This window comes from Bradyrhizobium sp. C9, assembly GCF_002532045.1.
Classification (GTDB): Bacteria; Pseudomonadota; Alphaproteobacteria; order Rhizobiales; family Xanthobacteraceae; genus Bradyrhizobium.
The window spans coordinates 211345-233030 of the sequence record NZ_NWTG01000006.1 but is presented as its reverse complement, the minus strand read 5'-3'; the positions used below and the strand labels follow the sequence as shown (position 1 = coordinate 233030).

25 protein-coding genes and 1 tRNA gene are annotated in these 21686 nt (G+C 64.1%); 13 read left to right on the top strand and 13 right to left on the bottom strand.

Annotation, left to right across the window (positions count from 1 at the left end):
- Positions 1–51: 51 nt before the first annotated feature.
- The 3 genes from CO675_RS15985 to CO675_RS15975 all read right to left on the bottom strand — a co-directional run bounded on the left by CO675_RS15985 (position 52) and on the right by CO675_RS15975 (position 1988).
- Entirely contained in the window at positions 52–399 is a 348-nt protein-coding gene (locus tag CO675_RS15985) for an MmcQ/YjbR family DNA-binding protein (RefSeq protein ID WP_097672855.1), read from the bottom strand.
- 17 nt (positions 400–416) lie between these two features.
- A complete protein-coding gene (locus CO675_RS15980; protein WP_097672854.1) occupies positions 417–1478 on the bottom strand; it encodes an alpha/beta fold hydrolase in 1062 nt (353 codons plus the stop codon).
- Positions 1479–1586: 108 nt separating this feature from the next.
- Positions 1587–1988, bottom strand: coding sequence for a nuclear transport factor 2 family protein (locus tag CO675_RS15975; RefSeq protein WP_245452775.1), 402 nt, complete (start codon positions 1986–1988; stop codon positions 1587–1589).
- Positions 1989–2126: 138 nt separating this feature from the next.
- Between CO675_RS15975 and CO675_RS15970 the strand changes: the two genes are divergently transcribed.
- The gene (locus tag CO675_RS15970) at positions 2127–2816 is read left to right on the top strand and encodes an ArsR/SmtB family transcription factor (RefSeq protein ID WP_245452774.1); all 690 of its coding nucleotides are present in this window, start codon (positions 2127–2129) and stop codon (positions 2814–2816) included.
- Positions 2817–2932: 116 nt separating this feature from the next.
- Here the strand turns inward: CO675_RS15970 and CO675_RS15965 are convergent, their stop codons facing one another.
- Positions 2933–3178 (bottom strand): DUF2188 domain-containing protein, encoded by a 246-nt coding sequence (locus CO675_RS15965; RefSeq protein ID WP_097672852.1) that lies wholly within the window; start codon positions 3176–3178, stop codon positions 2933–2935.
- 119 nt (positions 3179–3297) lie between these two features.
- Between CO675_RS15965 and CO675_RS15960 the strand changes: the two genes are divergently transcribed.
- Complete coding sequence (locus CO675_RS15960; protein WP_097673000.1) at positions 3298–3564, top strand: DUF2277 domain-containing protein; 267 nt, start codon at positions 3298–3300, stop codon at positions 3562–3564.
- Between the two features lie 88 nt (positions 3565–3652).
- The gene (locus CO675_RS15955; protein ID WP_097672851.1) at positions 3653–3880 is read left to right on the top strand and encodes a hypothetical protein; all 228 of its coding nucleotides are present in this window, start codon (positions 3653–3655) and stop codon (positions 3878–3880) included.
- 56 nt (positions 3881–3936) lie between these two features.
- Here CO675_RS15955 and CO675_RS15950 read toward each other — a convergent pair whose 3' ends face one another.
- Positions 3937–4455, bottom strand: a complete 519-nt coding sequence (locus tag CO675_RS15950; protein WP_097672850.1) for a collagen-like protein — start codon at positions 4453–4455, stop codon at positions 3937–3939.
- Positions 4456–4584: 129 nt separating this feature from the next.
- Between CO675_RS15950 and CO675_RS15945 the strand changes: the two genes are divergently transcribed.
- Positions 4585–5556 carry a hypothetical protein gene (locus CO675_RS15945; RefSeq protein ID WP_245452773.1) on the top strand — a complete coding sequence of 324 codons (972 nt, stop codon included), beginning with the start codon at positions 4585–4587 and terminating at the stop codon, positions 5554–5556.
- Positions 5557–5563: 7 nt separating this feature from the next.
- Here the strand turns inward: CO675_RS15945 and CO675_RS15940 are convergent, their stop codons facing one another.
- Positions 5564–5824: a helix-turn-helix domain-containing protein gene (locus CO675_RS15940; protein WP_097672849.1), complete on the bottom strand. Its 261-nt coding sequence runs from the start codon at positions 5822–5824 to the stop codon at positions 5564–5566.
- Between the two features lie 169 nt (positions 5825–5993).
- Complete coding sequence (locus CO675_RS15935; RefSeq protein ID WP_097672848.1) at positions 5994–6761, bottom strand: SDR family NAD(P)-dependent oxidoreductase; 768 nt, start codon at positions 6759–6761, stop codon at positions 5994–5996.
- A 124-nt stretch (positions 6762–6885) separates the two neighbouring features.
- Between CO675_RS15935 and CO675_RS15930 the strand changes: the two genes are divergently transcribed.
- On the top strand, positions 6886–7359 hold the full coding sequence (locus tag CO675_RS15930) for a hypothetical protein (RefSeq protein WP_097672847.1): 474 nt from the start codon (positions 6886–6888) through the stop codon (positions 7357–7359).
- An 82-nt stretch (positions 7360–7441) separates the two neighbouring features.
- On the opposite strand, the gene CO675_RS15925 is transcribed toward CO675_RS15930, so the two are convergent.
- Complete coding sequence (locus CO675_RS15925; protein ID WP_097672846.1) at positions 7442–7696, bottom strand: hypothetical protein; 255 nt, start codon at positions 7694–7696, stop codon at positions 7442–7444.
- 258 nt (positions 7697–7954) lie between these two features.
- Between CO675_RS15925 and CO675_RS15920 the strand changes: the two genes are divergently transcribed.
- A complete protein-coding gene (locus tag CO675_RS15920; RefSeq protein WP_097672845.1) occupies positions 7955–8395 on the top strand; it encodes a lipid-binding SYLF domain-containing protein in 441 nt (146 codons plus the stop codon).
- 231 nt (positions 8396–8626) lie between these two features.
- On the opposite strand, the gene CO675_RS15915 is transcribed toward CO675_RS15920, so the two are convergent.
- From CO675_RS15915 to CO675_RS15900, 4 genes are all read right to left on the bottom strand, one after another.
- Complete coding sequence (locus CO675_RS15915; protein WP_097672844.1) at positions 8627–9208, bottom strand: NUDIX hydrolase; 582 nt, start codon at positions 9206–9208, stop codon at positions 8627–8629.
- A 19-nt stretch (positions 9209–9227) separates the two neighbouring features.
- Positions 9228–9668, bottom strand: a complete 441-nt coding sequence (locus CO675_RS15910; RefSeq protein ID WP_097672999.1) for a GNAT family acetyltransferase — start codon at positions 9666–9668, stop codon at positions 9228–9230.
- Between the two features lie 14 nt (positions 9669–9682).
- Complete coding sequence (locus CO675_RS15905; protein WP_097672843.1) at positions 9683–11110, bottom strand: FAD-binding oxidoreductase; 1428 nt, start codon at positions 11108–11110, stop codon at positions 9683–9685.
- 111 nt (positions 11111–11221) lie between these two features.
- Positions 11222–12208, bottom strand: a complete 987-nt coding sequence (locus tag CO675_RS15900; protein WP_097672842.1) for an L-threonylcarbamoyladenylate synthase — start codon at positions 12206–12208, stop codon at positions 11222–11224.
- A gap of 78 nt (positions 12209–12286) precedes the next feature.
- Here CO675_RS15900 and CO675_RS15895 point away from each other — a divergent pair.
- Positions 12287–12363 (top strand) — tRNA-Pro (locus tag CO675_RS15895).
- Positions 12364–12661: 298 nt separating this feature from the next.
- On the opposite strand, the gene CO675_RS15890 is transcribed toward CO675_RS15895, so the two are convergent.
- Positions 12662–13918, bottom strand: coding sequence for a site-specific integrase (locus CO675_RS15890; RefSeq protein WP_097672841.1), 1257 nt, complete (start codon positions 13916–13918; stop codon positions 12662–12664).
- Positions 13919–15492: 1574 nt separating this feature from the next.
- Between CO675_RS15890 and sfnG the strand changes: the two genes are divergently transcribed.
- The 6 genes from sfnG to CO675_RS15860 all read left to right on the top strand — a co-directional run bounded on the left by sfnG (position 15493) and on the right by CO675_RS15860 (position 21675).
- Entirely contained in the window at positions 15493–16593 is a 1101-nt protein-coding gene (gene sfnG / locus CO675_RS15885; RefSeq protein WP_097672840.1) for a dimethylsulfone monooxygenase SfnG, read from the top strand.
- Between the two features lie 22 nt (positions 16594–16615).
- Positions 16616–17533, top strand: a complete 918-nt coding sequence (locus CO675_RS15880; RefSeq protein ID WP_097672839.1) for an ABC transporter ATP-binding protein — start codon at positions 16616–16618, stop codon at positions 17531–17533.
- The gene (locus CO675_RS15875; protein WP_018273351.1) at positions 17533–18423 is read left to right on the top strand and encodes a branched-chain amino acid ABC transporter permease; all 891 of its coding nucleotides are present in this window, start codon (positions 17533–17535) and stop codon (positions 18421–18423) included. Before CO675_RS15880 ends, CO675_RS15875 begins: the two co-directional genes overlap by 1 nt.
- A 3-nt stretch (positions 18424–18426) precedes the next feature.
- Positions 18427–19497: a branched-chain amino acid ABC transporter permease gene (locus tag CO675_RS15870; RefSeq protein ID WP_097672838.1), complete on the top strand. Its 1071-nt coding sequence runs from the start codon at positions 18427–18429 to the stop codon at positions 19495–19497.
- Positions 19498–19499: 2 nt separating this feature from the next.
- Positions 19500–20828, top strand: a complete 1329-nt coding sequence (locus tag CO675_RS15865; protein WP_245376347.1) for an ABC transporter substrate-binding protein — start codon at positions 19500–19502, stop codon at positions 20826–20828.
- Between the two features lie 61 nt (positions 20829–20889).
- A complete protein-coding gene (locus tag CO675_RS15860; RefSeq protein ID WP_097672836.1) occupies positions 20890–21675 on the top strand; it encodes an ABC transporter ATP-binding protein in 786 nt (261 codons plus the stop codon).
- Positions 21676–21686: the final 11 nt, after the last annotated feature.

Here is a 21686-nt window from a genome sequence, read left to right as displayed (position 1 = left end):
ATCAGCGAGACAGCGCCGTCGTCCGTGATGCAGTGCGGGATCGCCAGCGCTTCAGGCTGGCTTCTTCGCGCGCGCCTTCGTTGCAGGCTTGGCTGCGATATTGTCCCGGGCCATCGTGAGCGCGCTGCGCAACGTCAGCTGATCGGCTTTGGCGAGGCGGACATTGGTGCTGCCGCTCTTGCCCCAGCCGCCCGGCACCGGCCGGAAGATGTCGGGCTCGGCCTCGACCACGACAGCCTGTTGCTCCGGCGTCAGCTTCACCATGCCCCAATCCTTATCGGGATAGCCGAGCGTTGCGAAGATGCGCTTGCCGACGCGGAAGTCGGTGGTGCCGTGATGCGCGCCCTCGATCACCTCGGGCAGGCTCAGCGCGACCTTGCGGAAGCGATTTGCGGACATCGCCCAGCTCTCGATCGCTACATCGTCCGTTGCGGCGCGCTCTGCAGCAGCTCCTGCAATTGCCTGGCATAGAATTTGGCATCGCCGGTCGTGAGATGGCCGCGGGTCTCGCTGCTCGCCGGGATCAGGTCAATCCTGCCGTTCTTGATCCGCTTCACTGCCGCCTCGGTGACGCCGGTCTCCGGCGGATTGCGCTCATCGTCGGCCGCGTTGATCGCAAGCAGGGTGGCCTCGATCTTCTCCAGTCCCGCCGACGGATCGTAGTCGTGCGAGGCCTCCCATTGATAGATGTAGTCATTGGCGTCTGCGGTGACCGGCAATGCCAGCTGGTCATCGACCATCTTGTCAGCCTGCGGCGCTGACGGCGCCAGCGCCTGGTAACCGAGCGTGCCGCCGGCGCTGGCGAAGCGATAGGCGGCGATGGCGTATTTCATCATTCGCGGCTGGCTGGTGTAGTTGCCGCCATTGTAATCGGGATCGTTGCGGATCGTGTCCAGCATCGTCCGCCGCAGGATCCAGTTGCGCGCCGCCATCGCCGTCGGCTGCGAGGCCATCGGCACCAGGGCGTCCATCATTTGCGGATAGCGCACGCCCCAGATCCAGGTGTGCATGCCGCCCATCGAATTGCCGATCACGAGCCGCAGATGCTTGATGCCGAGCCCTTCGGTGACCAGCCGGTACTGCGCGTCGACCATGTCGTTGTAGTCGTATTTCGGAAAGCTCGTCCGCATCGCATCGGACGGCTTCGACGATTTGCCGTGCCCGATGCCGTCGGGAATGATGATGTAGTATTTCGCAGCGTCGAGTGGCTGGCCCGGGCCGAACAGCTGGCCGGCAAAGGTCGGCGTCAGCATGCTTGCAGCCGAGCCGCCGGAGCCGTGCAGCACCAGCACCGGCTGTCCGGTCGGCGCGCCGACCGTGGTGTAGTGCAGCCGCAGTTCCGGCATCACCTCGCCGCTGTGGAACTTGAAGTCCTTTGCGATCCACTCGCCATCCTGCGGCGCGGGATAATCTGCAGCCATGGCCGGTACCGACATCGAGACGAGAGCGGCCAGAAGCGCCGCGCACAAACGGATCATGGTGCTTCTCCCCACGCGCGGCGCATTTGTCCAGCCGCTTCGACGCAAGCCTAGCATGACGGAAAGGCGTTGTCCGAGCGCTGCGCCGCGCAACTGGCGAAGATGTGTTCAGCTCGCTCTCAGCACGTTGAGCGCATACCATCCCCAATAGACCCGGTGACGTTGGATCAGGCCGTCCTTGATCTCCATGACCTCGACGAGATCCATCTGATCGCCATCCGGAGACTGGCGCGGATATTCCCAGGTCAGAATCCGGCCGTCGCTGAAGAAACCCTGCTTGAAGCGTCGCCGCTGCGGCGGGTTGGTGCGGAACACGCGCGTGATGAACTCGCGCAATGCGTCGCGGCCGTGGACGATCCCGTCTTTGGTCTGCATCAAATGCTGGACCAGCGGGCTTTCGATCGAGGCATCGGGTGCGTAAAGCGCCAACGCCGCCTCGAGGTCCTTGTTGCCGAGGGCCTCGTCCCAGAGTTTGTAGATGCGTTCCGCGTCGGTATTGTGGGCTGCCATGATTGTTCCCTTGTGTTCGTCTGACGGCACCGATTTGATCGGGACAGGCTGTCGCGACGTTTCAGGAAAAACTGAAATGAGTTTCACGGCACGATGAATGCGGATAGGACGTTCTTGCGTGATCTGGAGGACGATGCGTTGAGATCATCCCAATCCGTGCAGACGGGATTTTCGCGGATCGCCGAGGCATTGGGCGATCCGGTGCGCGAGGCCATGGTCAGCGCGCTGGCCGACGGCAAGGCGCTGCCGGCGGGCGAGCTTGCCGCGGTGGCCGGCATTTCGCCGCAAGGCGCCAGTGCGCATCTGCAGAAGCTGGTGGATGCGCGCGTGCTGTCGGTGTGGGCGCAGGGCAGGTTCAGATATTACCGGATCAGGGACGACGACGTCGCGGCGCTGATCGAGAACCTGGTCGATCTTGCGGCGAAGGCCGCTGCCGGGCGCAAGCGGGCGATGCCTGCTGAGCAGCTCAGGCAATCGCGCACCTGCTACCATCATCTGGCGGGTCAGCTCGGCGTGCTGCTGTCGAATGCGCTGGTGCGCCGCCGGTTCGTCATCATCGACGGCCGCGATGGTCGGGTGACCGAGCAGGGGCTGGCCTGGTGTCGCGCCGAAGGGATTGAATTCGATCCGGCACGACTGTCGCATCTGCGGCTCTGCAATGACTGGACCGAGCGCGTGCCGCATCTCGCCGGTCCGTTCGCCAATGCCGTGCTGGCGCGGCTGGTCGCGATGCGCGGCGTTGCGCCGCATCGGATTCCGCGCGCGTTGCGGATTACCGACCGGGGAAGAGCGTTCTTCGATCGGCTCGGCGTGCAGGTTCCGTTTTGAAAGTGCGAGCGTGAAACTGGAGCGTCAGTTCTGATTGAATCAGAACCGAAGCTCTAGATTCTTGTTTTGACGCGTTTTCTTCACGCGAACCGGTGTCCACTTCGCTCGAAAACGCTCTAGCGGCCGTCCTCGACCTCGGTCTCCGGGCGGTCGTTGCCGGAGGCGGTTTCGGTCAGCCATTTGCCGTCCGACGTCTCGTACTGGATCGCCTCGGTGCGCCCGGGAACGCGCTGCTCGTTGGCGGCGCGCCGGGCGGCGGCAAGCGCCGCAGCATGGCTTGGAAACGGTTCCGAGAACACTCCGTTGACGGTATAGGCCCAGCCGCCATCGTGCTGGACGACCTTGTAGATCACGTGGCTCATCCGGAACCTCGTTTCCATCGTGGATGATGAGGCTGCCAGAATAGACCACGATGTCGTATTTTGCAGCAGCCGATCGTCTTTGAGACACAAGCCCCGAAATGCGGGCGAGGGAGACCGACATGTGCCGCAATATCAAGACGCTGTTCAACTTCGAGCCGCCCGCTACCGAGGACGAGATCCACGCTTCGGCGCTGCAATTCGTGCGCAAATTGTCCGGCTTCAACAAGCCGTCGCAGGCCAATGAGGCCGCCTTCAACCTCGCCGTGACCGAGGTCTCGGACGCCGCGCGCAGGCTCCTGGTCTCGTTGCAGACCACGTCGCCGGCGCGCGATCGCGAGGTCGAGGCGGAGAAGGCGAGGGAGCGTTCGCGGCTGCGGTTCGGCTGAGGCCGGGCGCATTCCGTGACGCAGGTCACGGTAGGGCGCCGCGCCCACGGGCATCGTGGCCGTTCACCCCGGTCCCGGAGCAAACGCCATGAAGCCTGCCGCCCTGCTCACACTCTGTTCGATTGCGTTCGCCGTGCTCTGGACCTGCGGCATGCTGTGGTCGAGCGGCACGATCGACCTCGCCAACGTGATCATTCTGTCGGCCTGCGGGGCGTTCGCGGGTGTTGCCTGGTACTACGCGATGCGCTGGGTCTTCCAGCTCATGCAGCTCGCCCGTCCGTCCGACCCTCCGGCCAATCCGGGCGCGGAGCGGTAAGCATCGACCACGACACGGATTTCGCCGGCCGTGTCGCTGCGTGATGACAAGAAGGGTTACTTCTTGTCCTTCTTGCGGTGCTTCTTCTTTTTCTTGTGATCGTCGTCCTCGTCGTCATCATCAGCGAAATCGATCGCATCGACGTCAAGGGCGATCGCCTCCGCTGCCGCGCGCTCGGCGGCATCGCGTTCGGCGAGCTCTGCGGCTTCACGCTCCTTGGTGCGCTTGTAGTCTTCCCAGGCGTCGAAGATCATGTGCAGCCACGGCATCACCTGCTCGATCGACGGCAATTGGCCGGGCGGGCCGGCTTCACCGCGCGGGCCGGCCGGACCCTGCGGGCCCTGTTGACCAGCTTCGCCGCGCGGACCCTGCACGCCAGCCTTGCCTTGCGCGCCCGGCTTGCCCTGGGGGCCGGCCTTTCCGACCACGCCGGCCTTGCCCTGCGGACCCGGCTTGCCACGCGCACCTTCCGGCCCCGGCCGCCCCGGATGTCCCTGCGGTCCGGGCTTTCCCGGCTCGCCCTGACGGCCCTGCGGCCCCTGCGCTCCTCGGCGGGAAGTTGTCTCGTCAGCCACTGATATGCTCCGTCGCGATGTGAAGCCGCTTGTAACAGAGGTTGGACGACGGCTTCAATTCTGCCTGAGGGCACCGACGCGAGCGATCAACAGTCATAATTCGATGCGAAGATTGTGACGGAGGATGTGTTGCAGGTTCTGGACGGCAGCTACGGCGAACGGGCCCAGCCGCTCGACATTGTCGTGACGCGACGCGATGTGCTCGACGAAGCGAGCTTTCGCGGCACCGGCGTGCTCGATCTCTATGCGGAGCTGTTCCCCGCGAGCGAGCGCGACAGTCCCGATGACATCGTGCGCTGGCTGTTGTCCGGCGATGTCGGCGCGCGGCGGCAATTCAGCGTCAGCGGCCAGGAGATGTCCTATCGTCTCGACTCGCGCTGCTTCATCCTGTGCGCCGCCGGGCGTGCGATCGGGCTCGGCTTCTTCACCTACGATCACGCCAGCGAGCTGATCTACTGCAACCACGTCGGCATCGCGAAGACGTGGCGCGGCGGCGGGCTGGCGCGCACGTTCTATCGCGAGATGGGCGGCATGCTGGATGCGCTGTTTCCGCGCAATATCGGCGTGGTGCTCGAGGTCGAGCCGTTCGATCGCGATCATCTGCAAGCGATCATCGCGGGTCTCGAGCGGACGGGCAGGCGGCAGCTGGCGGCGGATGAGCAAGCCACGATCGGCAGATTGCTCCGCGTCGGCTGGTACGACAAGCTCGGCTATTCGGTGTTCTGCGACGCGCACACGATGCAGCCGCTGCGGTGTCGCTCGCCATGTCTTGATCCGTCGCTGCCGTCATCGAGTTGGGGAGGCGGCGAAGAAGATTACTGGCTGATGTGGCAGGCGCGGCCCGGCGCGCCTTCGGTGGAGATGCGCGCAGGTCCGCTGTGGCACAAGGCCGTCTCCGCGATCTATGTCGAGATCCTCGCAAAATCCCTCGTCGCGGCGGACCCAAGCGGCCGGCGCGACTATTGGGACTATGCGACCGCACTGGTCGACCGGACGCTGCAACAGATAGCGACGAGCGACGCGTATCTGGCACCTTGCCTTGGTGACGATGACCGCCAGCTGTTGTCGCGCTGGCGGCGCCTTGCGATCGAACTGATCTAACGTCAGCTTAGGCCGCGGCGTGCTCGCTGTGCGGCACGTCGATGCCGTCGGCCGAATATTCGCGGATCTTGTTCCGCAACGTTCGCACCGACAGTCCCAGCACGCGCGCGGCGCGGGTGCGGTTGCCGTCGCAGCGCGCGAGCGTTTGCAGCACCAGTTCGCGCTCGACTTCATCGACGGTCGCGCCGATCAGCAGTGGGACGATTTCATTTGGAGCCAGCGTCGGCAGCAGAGCTTCCGGCGACGGTACGGTGGACGCGTAAGACATGAACTCCTCCCGATCAACGCCCGCCTCGTCGATGAGGCGCAGACATCGAGAACCAACTACCCCGTAGATCCACGGTGTGCCGGTTTGGTTAACGGTTCCTTAACGCGCGGCTAACTCCCTGCTTTGTAAGCAAAATACCCAGAAATCGCCACGATTGCGGTTCCATCCGTCACAGTGTCCGGTAGCCGCCGTCGACCATCACGATCGATCCCGAGACATAGGCCGACAGGTCCGAGGCAAGGAAGATCGCCGGACCGACGATGTCCTCCGGCTTGCCGGCGCGGCCGAGCGGGGTGTGGTCCATGAAGACCTTCACGAGGTCGGGATTGGAGGCGCGCACCTTCTCGTTCAGCGGCGTCTCGATGAAGCCGGGGCCGATCGCGTTGACGCGCACGCCGTCCTTGCCGAGCTCGGCGGCCAATGCCTTGGTGAAACCGAGCACGCCGTGTTTCGAGGCGGTGTAGGCCGGTGAGCTCGGGGTGCGCAGATGCACGAAGGACTGGATCGAGCCGATATTGACGATCCGTCCCTTGTTCTTGCGCAGCGGCGCGAGGAACGAATGCGTCACGTTGAAGACGCCGGTGAGATTGATCGAGATGATGTCTTCCCAATCCTTGATCACGGCCTCCTCAGTGCCGAGCATGCCGTTGCGGCGCGCGATGCCGGCATTGTTGACCAGGATCGAGACCGGTCCGACCTTGTCGGCGATTTGCTTCGCCATCGCGATACAGGCGTCGAGATTGGTTACGTCGAGCGCAAAGCTCTCCGCCTTGCCGCCGGCGTTCCGGATCTCCTTGGCCGCTTCCGCCGCCGCATCGCCGTTCATGTCGAGCAGCACCACGTGCGCACCCTCGCGGCCGTAGCCCGCGGCGATGGCACGGCCGATGCCCGAGCCTGCACCCGTGATGACGGCGATGTGATTGTCGAGAAGGGCCATGGTGTTTCCTCGTTCTGATTTCTGAGCGTTGCCGACAACACTATTCAAAACTGCGCCAACCGAAACGCCAAGCCGCGTTTGCGCGTTGCTGTTATCCGGATTCGGATGACAGCACGGACCGATCATGGACCCGCAAATCAGACAATGGAAAGTCGCGATCGAGCGCTTCTGCGCGGCGCCTGATCCCGACTATCGCGACATGGCCAGGATGATCGCCGAGATCGCCACCACCGACATCGACGAAACGCTGCGGCATGCGGCCGCACAGGTGCTGCCGATCCTGCGCCAGGCGGCGCTGAAATCGGCCGACCGCCGCACCAGATCGATGGCGCTGCGCCGTCTCGGCATCGTCAGCGATGCGCTGCACATGCTGTCCGCGCCGCAATTCGGCCGGCGCGGCTTGACGCCGAAGACGCTGACGCAGGAAGAGCGCTACCGGCAATTGCTGGGCCTGCCGTTCGGCCGCCGCCTCGCCGCGAACGAGGTCCATCAGGCGTTCAAGCGCGCCGCCAAGACGGTGCATCCCGACGGCGGCGGCAATGGCCCGGCATTCCTCGAGCTCGCCGCCGCGCGTGATGCGCTGATCAAGCATCACTGACGCGCGATCGCGTGCGGCCTGACAGCACGAGGGCGGACGCCGCGCTATTGCTGCGCGTCCACCCTGTGCGTGATCGGGGCGCTCAGAACGAGCAGGTGCCGTTGTTGAGGAGGCCGGTCTTGTAGCTGAACGCGGCGTCGAAGGTCGGCAGCTCCTCGCTGACGACGGCGAAGTTCGCGGGCCACGGCGTGGTCGGAACGCTCTGGTCCCAGATCTGGCAGAAGCCGGTGTCTTGCCAACGGATCAGATGATAGGGCGTGGCGCTGGCCGGGCTTGCCGCAGCAAGCACGGACACAGTGGCGGCCATGGCGGCACAGGCAATTGCAAGACGACGCATGGGAAATCTCCGGTTTGAAAAAGTGAATGCTCCGCGGGAAATCCTGGAGCTCTGGGGCCGGTCGCCCCGGACATGCAGTGAGTGTTACAACCCCGGGAACAGGTTCAACACGGTTCCCGCGAACATTCCCGTCACCAATCGGCGCCGGCTGTGCCAAATTGCGCCGGACGAAGCGCTTGCTACAGTCGGCGCGTTGCGATTCGGGCTCGCGTCGCGACGCGAGCAAATCGACGTGAACTGATCTTGGGGAGACTGCACATGAAATTCTCATCCACCCTTCGCGCCGCGCTGGTCGCGCTGCTGGCCTTCACCGGCCTCGCTGTCTCCACCGCCGCGCGCGCCGACAGCGGCTTCGTGACGCTCACGATCTACAAGGCCGGCTGGTTCATCGGCGGCTCCGGCGGCAGCGGCGTGTTGACGTTCCGCGGCCGCTCCTATCGGCTGTCCACCGGCGGTCTCGACTACGGCCTGGTGTTCGGCGGCTCGAAGACCGTGCTGCGCGGCCGCGTCAGCAACATCAATCGCCCGTCCGACGTCGCTGGCGTCTACGGCGCGGCGGGTGCCGGGCTTGCCGTCGGCCGCGGTGCGCGCGCGATCGTGCTGACCAATCAGAAGGGCGCGGTGCTCGAATTGACCGGCCACCAGGTCGGCCTGATGGCCAACGCCGATCTGAGCGGCCTTGCGATCACGATGCGATAGGGAGACGGGCCTAGAGCATGATCGCCCGTTCCGATTCCATCGGAACGGAAATGGCTCCAGGGCCAGCGTGCGCCTGCGTGATTTCGGAATACTGGAATCGTATCCGTGAGTTGCCCGACGTGTCAAGTCGAGCGCCGGCCACCGCCGGCTACTTTGCATGGGGTTGTTTTCGATATTTTGTCTAGCTGATGGCGCGAGCCGCCTCGGGTCCTGGCCGGGACGGCGCTGCGTTCACCTGAACAGATGCAGCGCTGCGTATTGCAGCAGCATGATGGTCTTGCCGTCGACGATGCGGCCATCACTGATCATGGCGAGCGCGTCGTCGATCGCAAGCTCCAGCACCTCGATGTCCTCGCCCTCGTCGGCGAGCCCGCCGCCGTCGCCGACGCGCATCGCGGCATCGTATTCGGCGACGAAGAAATGCAGCTTCTCGGTGACCGCACCCGGCGTCATGAAGGCCTCGAACACCTTGCGCACATGATTGAGCCGGTAGCCGATCTCTTCCTCGGCCTCGGCACGAATGCGCATCTCCGGCGCGGCATCGTCGAGCATGCCGGCGGCGACCTCGATCAGGAGATCATCATAGCCGTTGGCGAAAGCGGGATAGCGGAACTGTCGCACCAGCACCACGGTGCGGGTTTTCAGATTGTAGGGCAGCAGCGCCGCGCCATTGCCGCGGTCATACACCTCGCGCACCTGGGTCTGCCATTCGCCATTGCTGCGGCGGTAGTCGAAGGTCGTGCTCTTCAGCTCGTAGCGGCGCTTCGACAGCAGCTGGACGTCCTTGACGCGGACGCGGTCGGCGATGCTCATGCGTCGATCCTCAATTCGGTCACGACGTCGCTTCGCGACCGTCGAGCCATTTGGCCAGCATCACCGAGGTCGATTCCTCATAGCCGAGCGATTGGTAGAATGCGCCGGCCTTGGCGTTCTCCCGCCGCACCAGCAATTGCAGTTTCGGCACGCCGGCATTGCGCAGCCAGTCCTCCGCCGCCGCCATGATGGCGCGGCCAAGCCCCTTGCCCTGGCTGCTCGGATCGACGGCGACGTAATAGACCCAGCCGCGATGGCCGTCATGGCCGACCATCGCGGTCGCCACGATCGAGTCCGAGCTGCGGCCGACCAGGATGGCGGAGCTTGGTCCGCGCCGCGCCAGCGCGATGTCGGCAGCCGGATCGTTCCACGGCCGGGTGAGGCCACACGCCTGCCACAGCGCGACGACAGCGGCGACGTCGGCGTCGGTGATCTCTGCAATGGCGAGGGAGGAGGGCATTGTCGCCTGCACGGTCACAGCACCTTGCCCGGGTTCATGATGCCGAGCGGATCGAGCATCGCCTTGACCTGCCGCATCAGCTCGATCGCGACCTTGTCCTTGACGTCGGGCAGCTCGTCGCGCTTGAGCACGCCGATGCCGTGCTCGGCCGAAATCGAGCCGCCCATCCGCAGCACGATCTCGAACACCACGGCGTTGACGTCGTGCCAGCGCGCCAGGAAGTCGGCCGCATTGGCGCCGACCGGCTGGCTGACATTGTAGTGGATGTTGCCGTCGCCGAGATGGCCGAACGGCACCGGCCGCGCGCCCGGGATCAGCTTCACGACCGCAGCATTGGCCTCCGCGATGAAGGCGGGCACCGCTGCGACCGGCACCGAGATGTCGTGCTTGATCGAGCCGCCCTCCGGCTTTTGCGCCGCAGACATTTCGTCGCGCAGCTTCCAGAACGCCTGGCGCTGGCTCAGATTGGCGGCGATGACCGCATCGTCGACGATGCCATCTTCCATGCCCTGGGCGAGGATCGCCTCCAGCGCATCGCGCGCATCGTCGCGCGACGACGACAATTCCATCAGCACGTACCAGGCATGCTTGCTCTCCAGCGGATCGCGGATATCGATGCCGTGGCGGATCGAGAAATCGACTGCGATATCGGCGAGCAATTCGAAGCTGGTCAGGCTGCCGGCCGCCTCGTTGCGCGAGATCGACAGCAGCTTGAGTGCTGCCGCCGGCGACTTCAGGCCGACATAGGCAGTCTCGACCGCGCGCGGCTTCGGAAACAGCTTCAAGGTTGCGGCGGTAATGATGCCGAGCGTGCCTTCGGCACCGATGAAGAGGTTGCGCAGATCGTAGCCGGTATTGTCCTTCTTCAGCTTCGACAGCGCGTTGAGCACGCGGCCATCCGCGAGCACGACCTCGACGCCGAGCGCCATCTCGCGCGCCACGCCATAGGCGAGCGCGCCGGTGCCGCCGGCATTGGTCGAGAGGTTGCCGCCGATGGTACAGCTGCCCTCCGCGCCGAGCGACAGCGGGAACAGCCGGTCGACGTCGGCTGCCTTCTGCTGGGCGATTTGCAGCACCACGCCGGCCTCGCAGGTCATGGTGTTGGATTCGACATCGATGTCGCGGATCTTGTCGAGGCGCCGCAGCGACACCACGACCTCGCCATTGTGCGGCGTCTGGCCGCCGACGAGGCCCGTGTTGCCGCCCTGCGGCACCAGCGCGATCCTGTGCTCGCTGGCAAGCTTGCAGATCGCGGCGACTTCGGCCGTCGAGCCCGGGCGCAGCACCAGCGGCGAGCGGCCGTGAAACAGGTCACGCTCCTCGGTGACGTAAGGCTCGATGTCGGCGGCATCGGTCACGGCGTATTTGTCGCCGACGATGGCGCGGAATTTTGCAAGCAATTCGGGCGGAAGCGGCGGCACCGCTGATTGGACGATGTTCATTTCTTCTTGGTCTTTCGCTCAGTCGGGATCTTTATTCTGGCATGACCTCGGCGCAAACGCGTCGCGTCTGTCGCAGGCGAAACCGGCTCGCAGCTTTCCGGGTCATGCTAGCTACCGCCCAACCGCTGCGCGGCGCAGCCGGTCGTTGATGGCTTCGCCCAGCCCGTCCTCGGGGATGGGCATCACTGCGATAGCATCTGCATTTCTCTTGTCGAGCGTGCGAAGGTAGCCGAACAGATTGGCGGCGGCCTCGGCGAGATCGCCGCGCTCGGACAGGTTCATCTCCACCGAGGCGCATTCGCGCCGTCCGACCTTGACCGGCCCGAACGCCAGCAAGGCTTCGCCGACATGGACGTCGCTGGCATTGAGCCGGACCGGTGTTCGCGGCGCATAATGTGACGCGAGCATGCCCGGGGCGATCGGCTGAGCGTCGCTCTCGGCGTCCTGCGGCGGCGATTTCAGCGGATGGCCGAGCACGCGCTCGATCTCGGCGCGCGTCAGCCCGCCCGGTCGCAGCAGCACGGGATCGGAGAAGCAGCCGACGATGGTGGATTCGACGCCGACCTCGACCGGGCCGCCATCGACGATCATGTCGATCCGGCCCGCCAGGTCGCCGTTCACGTGCTCGGCCGTGGTGGGCGAGACATGGCCGGAGAGATTGGCCGACGGCGCTACCACGGCACCGCCGAACGCCTTGATGATGTCGCGCGCCACCTTGTGGGCCGGAATGCGGATCGCGACCGTATCGAGCCCGGCGGTCGCGAGCTCAGCGACCGGGCAGGACAGCGCCTTTGGCAGCACCAGGGTCAGGGGACCGGGCCAGAACGCTTCCGCCAGTCGCAGCGCCTGACCGTCGAACAGGGCGATCCGGCGTGCGGCGCCGAGATCGGCGACATGGGCGATCAGCGGATTGAAGGCCGGCCGGCCCTTGGCCTGGTAGAGCCGGGCGATCGCGGCGGCGTTGCCGGCGTCGGCACCGAGCCCATAAACCGTCTCGGTTGGAAACGCCACCAGGCCGCCCTCGGCCAGAACCCCGGCCGCGGTCGCCGTGGCGGCTGCGCCGGCGGGCAAAACATGCGTTTTCAGGCCTGTATCCACTGTGACTCAATTCCTCAATTGGTTGCCTGTGGTCCCTTGCGGTCCCCGAAACGCGACGCTATAAGCCGGCCTCTTAGTCGGAGTGTGGCTCAGCCCGGTAGAGCACTGCGTTCGGGACGCAGGGGTCGCAGGTTCGAATCCTGCCACTCCGACCATTCTTTCAAGCGCTTATAGGTTCTGTGTTTTTTGTGCGCAACGAAATGCGCAACGATTTGAAGCTCGGCAGCCATGTCTGTCGCCCTCGAAGCACCCGTCAAGGACGTCGAACGGCGGTCCGCGGCGGACTTGTACTGTTCTAAATCGGAAAAAAGACGATCGGGAAGCGCGAGGGAACTAGCCCCTGTCGGGATGTTACATCGAACACCATCGAGCACCACAAGTCCTCCCTTCGGACCTACGAGCTGATTTGGCGGATATCAAAGCACGAATAGCTCGCGCAGAGTAGTGGTCAGCTCAGCGCCTTGCCCCAAAAGCTTCCGCCGCCTCTTCCTGAAAGTCCGGGTGGTGATGGCCATAGTTGGCCTCTAATTGCTCAACGGTCATGCCGAGCCAGCCAGCGGCTTCCCACATGTCGACGCCCGCCTGCATCAACCATGTCGCCGCTGTATGGCGCAGTGAATGCCGGACGACGTCGTCGCCCAGCCCGGCGTCCTCCAGAATACCATTCCAGGCTGACCTGATCTTGCCGGCAAGCGGCTGGCCGTCGTGCATGCGGTTCACGACGAACCGGATTTGTTCACCGTCTCTCATAACCCCTGAGGCGCGGAGTTCTGCAGATCGAGCTTGGTCGATCCTGCGCCATCGAATCAGATGCGGACGCAGGCGGCTAGCGATCTTTGCCGGCGGCCGCCGTTTCTTGGTCGACTGCTCCAGCGCCCCTTTGCCCTGGTAGACCATCGCGTCAAGGTTCATCCATGGATGGGTCGTTGTTGGCAGCCACTGGGTGCGCCGGATGGTCTCTTCGCGACGAGCACTGTAGATACCGATCAGGCAGAAGCGCGCCGCGGGATAGCGACGGCGAATGATCCACCGCTCCCGGCGCGCGAGCTCGCCATCCTCGCTGCGCTTCCACGTTTCCTGCTCCGTGTCCCACACGTAGCCGATTGTTGCTCCGAGTAGGCGCGCTGCCTCGTTGCGCGTTAGCCATCGGTGTCGTCCTTCGGCTTTAGGAGGAAGAGTGACCTTTGGAACGACGGTGAGCGTATGCTCGGCGTGGTAGGCGTTCACGGCAGCGCGTAGATCTTCGAGTCGGCGTCGTGCGGTTTGATCAGAGACTGTCCCGTTGCGTGGCTTGATGCCGGCTTTCCTATGATTGTCGTTCGCAGTACCGGTGGACCAATCGACAAAGTCGCGACAAAGCTGAGCTTTGAGCTGACTGACGGTTTTATCGCCAAAAAAGTTGTTAAGATCGAGCAAGCGAATGAGCAGCAGGTCATGTTGTGCCCACGCGCGTTCATCGCTCGTGTCCTTGGGCCGCTTTGAAATTTCGTAGGCTGTGAGGACGTCGGCTATCGCGAGGACGTTCGGGTCAGTTGCCCCGATGGTGCTGGTATGTCGCTCGCCGATATAGGTCTCGAGCGCCTTCGCAGCTCCGTCAATGTCGTCGCGGCTGCAGCCTGTGCGGATTTGCCGGCCACGATCGAGGATGATCCAGGTTTCATCGTCCTCTCTAAACCAGAGTCGTGGCGGCTTGGCTCTGCGGCCCGGCATGACGGCTTGACCAATTTGCAGATCGCTCGAGGGGTTGTCAGATCCTTGCCCGCAACTTTGGCGATTTCAAGAGTCCCGGTGGCCGCGGCTCTGCGCAACGATGATATTGTCAACGGACCGAGTGGGAAGAACACTGCCGCGGCCTCGACAAGGGTCATTACTTCATCCTCACCCCATTGGGCAGGATCGGGCCGCGCTTTTGCGCGAGCGAGCTTGTCGATCTTGCGCTTCGGCATTCCTTGAACGCGTTGCTCGTGGGGGCGCGCTGCCTTTGGATCAGAGCGTTAGGTCCTAAGTGTAGACGAAAACCACTCGTCGAGCAGTCCTACCGGCGCGTGGATGGGGTAATCGGCGGCTTACGACTGCGAATCGGACAATTTTGCTTGCAGTCCTGAAGCGCAGTGGAGTGGCGGCGGCCCTTTGCTCCGGGGACAGTGGGGAGCAGCTCAATAGCCGGAAGGATCTTATTCGAACTTGAGGTGGCGCCGCCTTATCGCAGGTTCTGCAATCTCAACAACCTGTGACAGCCGAAGCTATCCTCTCGGCTGTCTGACATCACACTCGACTGGATGGTGGAATTCAACACCGAACCGCATTCCGTTGGTCGAAAGTAGTCCGCGACGTGCTAGAAAACGCGCTACTTCACGAGACGGCCTATCAAAGGCTTGCGATGAGCTCGGTCCGCAACTTTACGAGCTTTGGCCCGTACAGGCCAGTCGCTCTGCGAAATCATCTAAAGGCAAAGGCGTTCTTCGAACCAGCCTCGACGGAGAAGGATCTCACCGCGAGATAGCATACCAAATGAAAAACAAACGTGCCTCGCTGTATGAGGGAGATTCAGCGGCGAAGTAGACCCTCGCTGCCCGACAGCGCCGATCATTTCGTTTCTGAATAGAGGGGGTCAACGTAATCTGTCCAATCCAACCTATCGATCGACGGCGGCCGCAACCTCCTATTGGATAAACTATGCCAGCGACACCGCATCGCAAGGAACTGCTTGGATTTGGCAAATGGATAACCACAGTCTTCGCGCTTGTGTTATTCCGACGGCAGGAAATTCAACTGCTGATGCAATGGAGGTCCAGCGATACACTTGTTGGACGGCTCTCGATTTTGCTATCAAAACCGCTTGCCATTAACTTCAGCAGGTGAGTATTCGCAGCCGAGTTTTCGCCCGCATGGCAACAATCGTCGCGTTTCGCGTCAACAAAAGAATACCGCTTTCCCGGACGCGCTGAAAAAGAGTTTGGCTTGGACTCGCTGGTCCCAACTTTCTCTGAGAGTATTGGTTGCTCGCCGATGATGCTTGCGAGGGGAACGCGGATGACTTTCAGGGGCCTCTTTGACCGATCTCGAACCTGCGTTGCGCAGCTGATGTCGTATCGCGCACCGTGTTGTTGACGCACCGATTGCGCGCCGGCGCGGATCAGGGCTGATCGCGCAAAGTTTCCCATCATCCCGATCTCAGTGACGGCTTGAACGAGCTGTGTCGTAACCCGCTGACCAGCCGCAGCGTGAATGCATCGTGCTGCTTGCGTTACACTTGCAAATCCAAACTTCAGAAGGACATTCCTATGACCGCGAACCATGATCAGATCAAATTCGCCTATTGGGTGCCGAACGTTTCCGGCGGCCTCGTGATCAGCAAGATCGAGCAGCGAACCGGCTGGGATATCGATTACAATCGCCGACTGGCGCAGATCGCGGAACAGGCGGGGTTCGACTATGCCCTGAGCCAGATCCGCTTCACGGCCGGCTATGGCGCCGAGTTCCAGCACGAGCCGGTCGCCTTCAGCCACGCGCTGCTCGCGGCGACCACGAAGCTGAAGGTGATCGCGGCGCTGCTGCCCGGGCCTTGGAATCCGGCGGTTGCCGCCAAGCAGATTGCCACCATCAGCCAGCTCACCGAGGGCCGCGTTGCGGTTAATATCGTCTCTGGATGGTTCCGTGGCGAGTTCACCGCGATCGGCGAACCTTGGCTCGATCACGACGAACGCTACCGGCGCTCGGAAGAGTTCATCCGGTCGCTGCGCGGGATCTGGACCCAGGACAGCTTCACCTTCCGCGGCGATTTCTATCGCTTCAGCGACTACACGCTGAAGCCGAAGCCGGCCCAGCCGCTGCCCGAGATCTTCCAGGGCGGCAGCTCACGCGCGGCGCGCGACATGGCCGCGCGGGTGTCGGACTGGTACTTCACTAACGGCAATTCGGTCGATGAGATCAAGAAGCAGGTCGATGACATCAGGGCCAAGGCAAGGGCCAACAACCATTCGGTCAGGATCGGCGTCAATGCGTTCGCGATCGCGCGCGACAGCGAGGTTGAGGCGCGCAGCGTCCTCAACGAGATCATCGCCAAGGCCGATCCGGAGGCCGTCAATGCCTTCGGTCACGAGGTTAAGAACGCCGGCAAAGCCTCGCCGGAAGGTCAGGGCAATTGGGCCAAATCGAGCTTCGAGGATCTCGTCCAGTATAATGACGGCTTCAAGACCAACCTGATAGGCACGCCCGAGCAGATCGCCGAGCGCATCATCGCGCTCAAGAAGATCGGGGTCGACCTGGTGCTGCTCGGCTTCCTCCATTTCCAGGAAGAGGTCGAGTATTTCGGCCGCCGCGTCATTCCGCTGGTGCGTGCACTGGAAGCGGACGCGGCGCGGCACGTCCAGGCCGCCGAGTGATTCGGGAAACATTGGCGTGACCATGATCGCAGCAAGCGCGGGTGTGCTTCCATTGGATGGCGCCCTTGTCGAGCCGGCTCTCTCTGCGCCCTTGTCCGCGCGCGCGGACGTCGCGGACCGTGCGCTCGTGAAACGAGGCAGTGGCGAGATCCAACCGGTGCTCGCGCTTGCTGACATCTCGCTCTCGTTCGGCGGCGTCGCCGCACTGCGCGACATCGATCTCGAGGTCGCACAAGGCGAGATCCGCGCGGTGATCGGCCCCAACGGTGCCGGCAAGAGCTCGCTGCTCAATGTCATCAGCGGGCTCTACCGGCCGGACCGGGGCCGGGTCTGGCTCGGCGAGCATTCCTTCGGCCATGTACCTACGGCGCGGCTGGCGCAGCATGGTGTGGCGCGGACGTTCCAGAATCTCGCTGTGTTCAAGGGCCTCTCCGTGCGCGACAACGTCCTGATGGGAGTGGCGCACCGGGTCCGCGCCGGCTTTCTGCGCCAGATCGCCGGCTCGCCTCTGGCACGGCGGATCGAAGCGGAGAACCGCGCCGCCGCAGAAGACGTCATCGGCTTCCTGCACCTTCGCGAGGTGTGCGACCGCGCCGCCGGAACCTTGCCCTATGGTTTGCAGAAGCGCGTCGAGTTGGCGCGTGCGCTGGTGGCGCGGCCGTTGCTTTTGCTGCTCGACGAGCCCTTTGCGGGCGTCACGCTCGGCGAGAAGCACGAATTGGCCGCGCATGTCCGCAACGCCCGCGACAGCTATGGCGCCACCATCGTCCTAATCGAGCATGACATCGGTGTGGTGATGGGGCTGTCCGATCGCGTCGCGGTGCTCGACTATGGCCGCAAAATCGCCGACGGCACGCCGGACCAGGTGCGGTCCGACCAGGCGGTGGTCGATGCCTATCTCGGCGTCGCGCATGCGGACGAAACGGAGTTCGCACTTTGATGTTTGACTATCAATTCCTCATCGAAGTGCTGGTGGGCGGCCTGCTGTCGGGCGTGATGTATTCGCTGGTCGCGATCGGCTTCGTGGTGATTTACAAGACTTCGGGGGTGCTCAACTTCGCGCAGGGCGCGATGCTGCTGTTCGCGGCGCTGACCTTCGTCAGTCTGGTCGAGCGCGGCGTCGCGCTTCCGCTTGCGCTGCTGGCGACACTCGCGATCATGGTCGCGCTCGGTGTCGCGGTCGAGCGCACGGTGTTGCGGCCGCTGGTCAACCAGCCGCCGATCACCTTGTTCATGGCGACGCTGGGGCTGTCCTATGTGATCGAAGGCGCGGCGCAGCTGTTGTGGGGCACCCAAGTCCACGGTCTCGACATCGGCATCAGCGACGTGCCGCTCGATATCGTCGGCGTCTTCATCAGCCGGTTCGATCTGTTCGCGGCGGCGGTGGCGGGCAGCCTGGTTGCGCTGTTCGCGCTGTTCTTCCGCACCACGCGGACAGGGCTGTCGTTCCGCGCCGTCGCCGACGATCCGTTTGCAGCACTTGCGGTCGGCCTTCGCCTGCCGCGGGTGTGGGCCATCGTGTGGACGGTCGCCGGCATCGTTGCGCTGGTCGCCGGATTGCTGTGGGGCGCGCGGCTCGGCGTGCAGTTCTCGCTGTCGCTGGTGGTGCTCAAGGCGCTGCCGGTGCTCGTGCTCGGCGGCTTCGATTCGATCGCCGGCGCCATCGTCGGGGGCCTCCTAATCGGCGCGATCGAGAAGCTCGCCGAGGTCTATGTCGGCCCGTTGGTCGGCGGCGGCATCGAGGCTTGGGCGGGCTATGTCGTCGCGCTGGTATTCCTATTGGTGCGGCCCTCGGGACTGTTCGGGCAGAAGCTGGTCGAGAGGGTCTAGCACATGGACGCAACCTCGAACCCGCGCCAGACCCTCCCCGTCATCGACCGCATCCTGATCGGCATCGGCGCAGTGATTACGTTCGGCGTGATCCCGCTCGCCGGTTCGGATTATTTGATGGACGCGGTTCTGACGCCGTTCCTCGCGCTGGCGCTCGCCGCGGCCGGGCTCAACGTCCTCACCGGCTATGCCGGGCAGGTGTCGCTCGGCTCGGCCGCGTTCCTCGCGGTCGGCGCCTATGCCGCCTACAATCTGCATCTCCGTTTGCCCGAGTTGCCGCTGCTGCTCGACCTGGTGCTGGCCGGCCTCGTCGCGGCCGCGATCGGCATCGTGTTCGGGCTGCCGAGCCTGCGGCTGCGCGGGTTCTATCTCGCGGTCTCGACGCTCGCGGCGCAGTTCTTCGTACAATGGGCGCTGACCAAGTTCGGCTGGTTCTCCAACGACAATCCGTCCGGCGTGATCGATGCGCCAGCGCTGACCATCGCCGGCTATTCCTTCACCAGCGCGGCGGGCCGCTACCTGTTCTCGCTGGCCGTCGTGACGGTGGCGACGATCCTGACCTTGCTGCTGCTGCAATCGCAGACCGGCCGCAACTTCATCGCGGTCCGCGATCACGAGATCGCGGCAAAGGTGATCGGTGTGCCGCTGCTACGGACCAAGCTGCTGGCGTTCGGCGTATCCTCGTTCCTGATCGGGGTCGCTGGGGTGCTGTGGGCCTTTGCCTACCTGCGCACAGTCGAGCCGGCCGGCTTCAATCTCGATCGCTCGTTCCAGATCCTCTTCATCATCATCATCGGTGGATTGGCATCGCTGCGCGGCGCGTTCCTCGGCGCGGCCTTCATCGTGGTGTTTCCGCTGATCCTGTCGCGGCTCGGCGCGGCTCTGCTCGGTGGCGTGTTCGACTCCGGCGTGCTGGAGATGAGCCAGCGCATCGTGATCGGTGCGCTGATCATCGCCTTTTTGATCGCGGAGCCGCGCGGATTGATCGCGCTGTGGGACCGGTTTCGCGCGGCGTCGGCCGCGTGGACCGGCCTCCGCAAGACGTTTCCTGCAACTGACACATCAAGGAGCTGACGATGAGGTTTCGACACTTGAAATTCGCGCTGGGGGTAGTGGGCGTCCTTGCATTTGCTGGAGCACCGGCGGTCCACGCCGACGAGCAGTTCTTTCCGCTGCAAAGCTATCGGGTTGGCCCCTATGCCGCCGGCGGCACCGGCTTCTTCGGCGGCTTCATCGACTATCTGAACCTAATCAATATCCGCGACGGCGGCGTCAACGGCGTAAAACTGACCTGGGACGAGGGCGAGACCCAGTACGAGGTCGAGCGCGGCGTCGAAGTCTATGAGCGGTTGAAGAACCGGCTCGGCGTCGCTGCCTGGAATCCGCTGTCGGTCGGCATCGCCTACGCCATGATCGACCGCATCACCAAGGACAAGGTGCCGCTGATCACCGTCAACCATGGCCGGACCGATTCGACCGACGGTCGCGTCTTTCCCTACGTCTTCCCGCTGCTGCTCAATCCTTACAGCGAGACCTCGGGTATCGTGAACTACATCGCGAGCCGCGAAGGCGGCGTCGACAGGCTCAAGGACAAGAAAATCGTCGTGCTCTATCACGGCTCGCCCTACGGCAAGGAGACGATCCCGATCTACAAGCTCCTCGCGGACAAGTATCATTTCAGCGTCGAGCAGATCGAGGTGCCGCATCCCGGCAACGAGCAGCAGTCGCAGTGGCTCTCGATCCGGCGCGCCAAGCCCGACTATGTGGTGCTGCGCGGCTGGGGCGTGATGAATCCGGTGGCGCTGAAGACCGCGCAGAAGGTCGGCTTCCCGGCCGACCACATCATCGGTAATGTCTGGTCCAATTCCGAGGAAGACGTGATCCCAGCGGGCGACGCAGCCAAAGGCTATATCGCGATCACCACGCAAGCCTCCGGTGCCGAATATCCGGTGCTGCAAGAGGTGATCAAGACCGTCTATGGCGCAGGGAAGGGCAATCTCGACGACAAGAAGCGGATCGGCAGCGTCTACCACAACCTCGGCATCGTGAACGGCATCCTCAACGTCGAGGCGATCAGGATCGCGCAGGCCAAGTTCGGCGAGCGCACGCTGACCGGCGACGAGGTGCGCTGGGGCTTTGAGCATCTGCAACTGAATCCGGCGCGGGTCGAGGCGCTCGGCGCCAAGGGGCTGTTCCATTCGATCAACGTCACTTGGGACAATCACGAGGGCGACGGCCGCGTCACCTTCCAGCAGTGGGATGGCGCGAAGTGGAAGGTGGTGTCGGACTGGATCGCGCCGGACCGGGCGTCCCTGCGGCCGATCATCGAGAAGTCCGCGGCCGCCTATGCCCGGGAGCACGGCATCACGCCCCGCACCTCCGGCGACGATCCGGTCAGCCAGTAATCGATCGCGCCGCTGCGGGAGCCTTGTGCCTCCCGCAGCCGGTAACTCGACGGATCGAACCATGAGTGAAGTCCTGCTCTCAGTCGACGGCCTGGCCGCGACCTACAATCACGCCATCCGCGCCGTCAGCGACGTGTCGCTCGTGGTGCGGCCGGGCGAAATTGTCGCCGTGCTCGGCGCCAACGGCGCCGGCAAATCGACCACCTTGCAGGCAGTGTCGGCGCTGCTGCCCGCCCGTCGCGGCCAGATCACTGCGGGCCGCATCCTGTTCGACGGCCACGATCTTGCCGGCATATCGGCCGCCGCGCTAGTGCGGGCCGGCATCGTGCCGGTGCTCGAAGGGCGGCACTGTTTTGCGTCGCTGACGGTCGAGGAGAACCTCTTCACCGGCGCGATCGGGCGCGATGCGACCCGCGCCGAGACCGCAGATGATCTCGACCGCGTCTACACGCTGTTTCCGCGGCTGAAGGAGCGGCGCCGTTCGCTGGCCGGGCTGACCTCCGGCGGCGAGCAGCAGATGACAGCGATCGGCCGCGCCCTGATGTCGCGGCCGCGGCTGCTGGTGCTCGATGAGCCGTCGATGGGGCTGGCGCCGCTCGTCGTGGAGGGGATTCTTCGCGCGCTCAAACAGCTCAATGCCGAGCAGGGTCTGTCGATCCTGGTCGCGGAGCAGAACTCGACGGTGGCGCTGCGCTTCGCCGACCACGCTGTCGTGCTCGAGAACGGCCGCAGCGTGCTCGCGGGTGCCGCCGCCGAGCTGCGGCGGCGCGGCGACATCAAGACGCTCTATCTCGGCGGATCGTCACAAGTCAATCCGAGCCGGCAGCCGACCCAGGCTGTCGCTTGACATCAACCCGG

Excerpts from the sequence above, each read along its gene's own strand:
- CO675_RS15985 (WP_097672855.1), bottom strand. The coding sequence starts at position 399 with ATGTCCGCAAATCGCTTCCGCAAGGTCGCGCTGAGCCTGCCCGAGGTG.
- CO675_RS15980 (WP_097672854.1), bottom strand. The coding sequence starts at position 1,478 with ATGATCCGTTTGTGCGCGGCGCTTCTGGCCGCTCTCGTCTCGATGTCG.
- CO675_RS15975 (WP_245452775.1), bottom strand. The coding sequence starts at position 1,988 with ATGGCAGCCCACAATACCGACGCGGAACGCATCTACAAACTCTGGGAC.
- CO675_RS15965 (WP_097672852.1), bottom strand. The coding sequence starts at position 3,178 with ATGAGCCACGTGATCTACAAGGTCGTCCAGCACGATGGCGGCTGGGCC.
- CO675_RS15960 (WP_097673000.1), top strand. The coding sequence starts at position 3,298 with ATGTGCCGCAATATCAAGACGCTGTTCAACTTCGAGCCGCCCGCTACC.
- CO675_RS15955 (WP_097672851.1), top strand. The coding sequence starts at position 3,653 with ATGAAGCCTGCCGCCCTGCTCACACTCTGTTCGATTGCGTTCGCCGTG.
- CO675_RS15940 (WP_097672849.1), bottom strand. The coding sequence starts at position 5,824 with ATGTCTTACGCGTCCACCGTACCGTCGCCGGAAGCTCTGCTGCCGACG.
- CO675_RS15935 (WP_097672848.1), bottom strand. The coding sequence starts at position 6,761 with ATGGCCCTTCTCGACAATCACATCGCCGTCATCACGGGTGCAGGCTCG.
- CO675_RS15930 (WP_097672847.1), top strand. The coding sequence starts at position 6,886 with ATGGACCCGCAAATCAGACAATGGAAAGTCGCGATCGAGCGCTTCTGC.
- CO675_RS15925 (WP_097672846.1), bottom strand. The coding sequence starts at position 7,696 with ATGCGTCGTCTTGCAATTGCCTGTGCCGCCATGGCCGCCACTGTGTCC.
- CO675_RS15920 (WP_097672845.1), top strand. The coding sequence starts at position 7,955 with ATGAAATTCTCATCCACCCTTCGCGCCGCGCTGGTCGCGCTGCTGGCC.
- CO675_RS15915 (WP_097672844.1), bottom strand. The coding sequence starts at position 9,208 with ATGAGCATCGCCGACCGCGTCCGCGTCAAGGACGTCCAGCTGCTGTCG.
- CO675_RS15910 (WP_097672999.1), bottom strand. The coding sequence starts at position 9,668 with ATGCCCTCCTCCCTCGCCATTGCAGAGATCACCGACGCCGACGTCGCC.
- CO675_RS15905 (WP_097672843.1), bottom strand. The coding sequence starts at position 11,110 with ATGAACATCGTCCAATCAGCGGTGCCGCCGCTTCCGCCCGAATTGCTT.
- CO675_RS15890 (WP_097672841.1), bottom strand. The coding sequence starts at position 13,918 with ATGCCGGGCCGCAGAGCCAAGCCGCCACGACTCTGGTTTAGAGAGGAC.
- sfnG (WP_097672840.1), top strand. The coding sequence starts at position 15,493 with ATGACCGCGAACCATGATCAGATCAAATTCGCCTATTGGGTGCCGAAC.
- CO675_RS15880 (WP_097672839.1), top strand. The coding sequence starts at position 16,616 with ATGATCGCAGCAAGCGCGGGTGTGCTTCCATTGGATGGCGCCCTTGTC.
- CO675_RS15875 (WP_018273351.1), top strand. The coding sequence starts at position 17,533 with ATGTTTGACTATCAATTCCTCATCGAAGTGCTGGTGGGCGGCCTGCTG.
- CO675_RS15870 (WP_097672838.1), top strand. The coding sequence starts at position 18,427 with ATGGACGCAACCTCGAACCCGCGCCAGACCCTCCCCGTCATCGACCGC.
- CO675_RS15865 (WP_245376347.1), top strand. The coding sequence starts at position 19,500 with ATGAGGTTTCGACACTTGAAATTCGCGCTGGGGGTAGTGGGCGTCCTT.
- CO675_RS15860 (WP_097672836.1), top strand. The coding sequence starts at position 20,890 with ATGAGTGAAGTCCTGCTCTCAGTCGACGGCCTGGCCGCGACCTACAAT.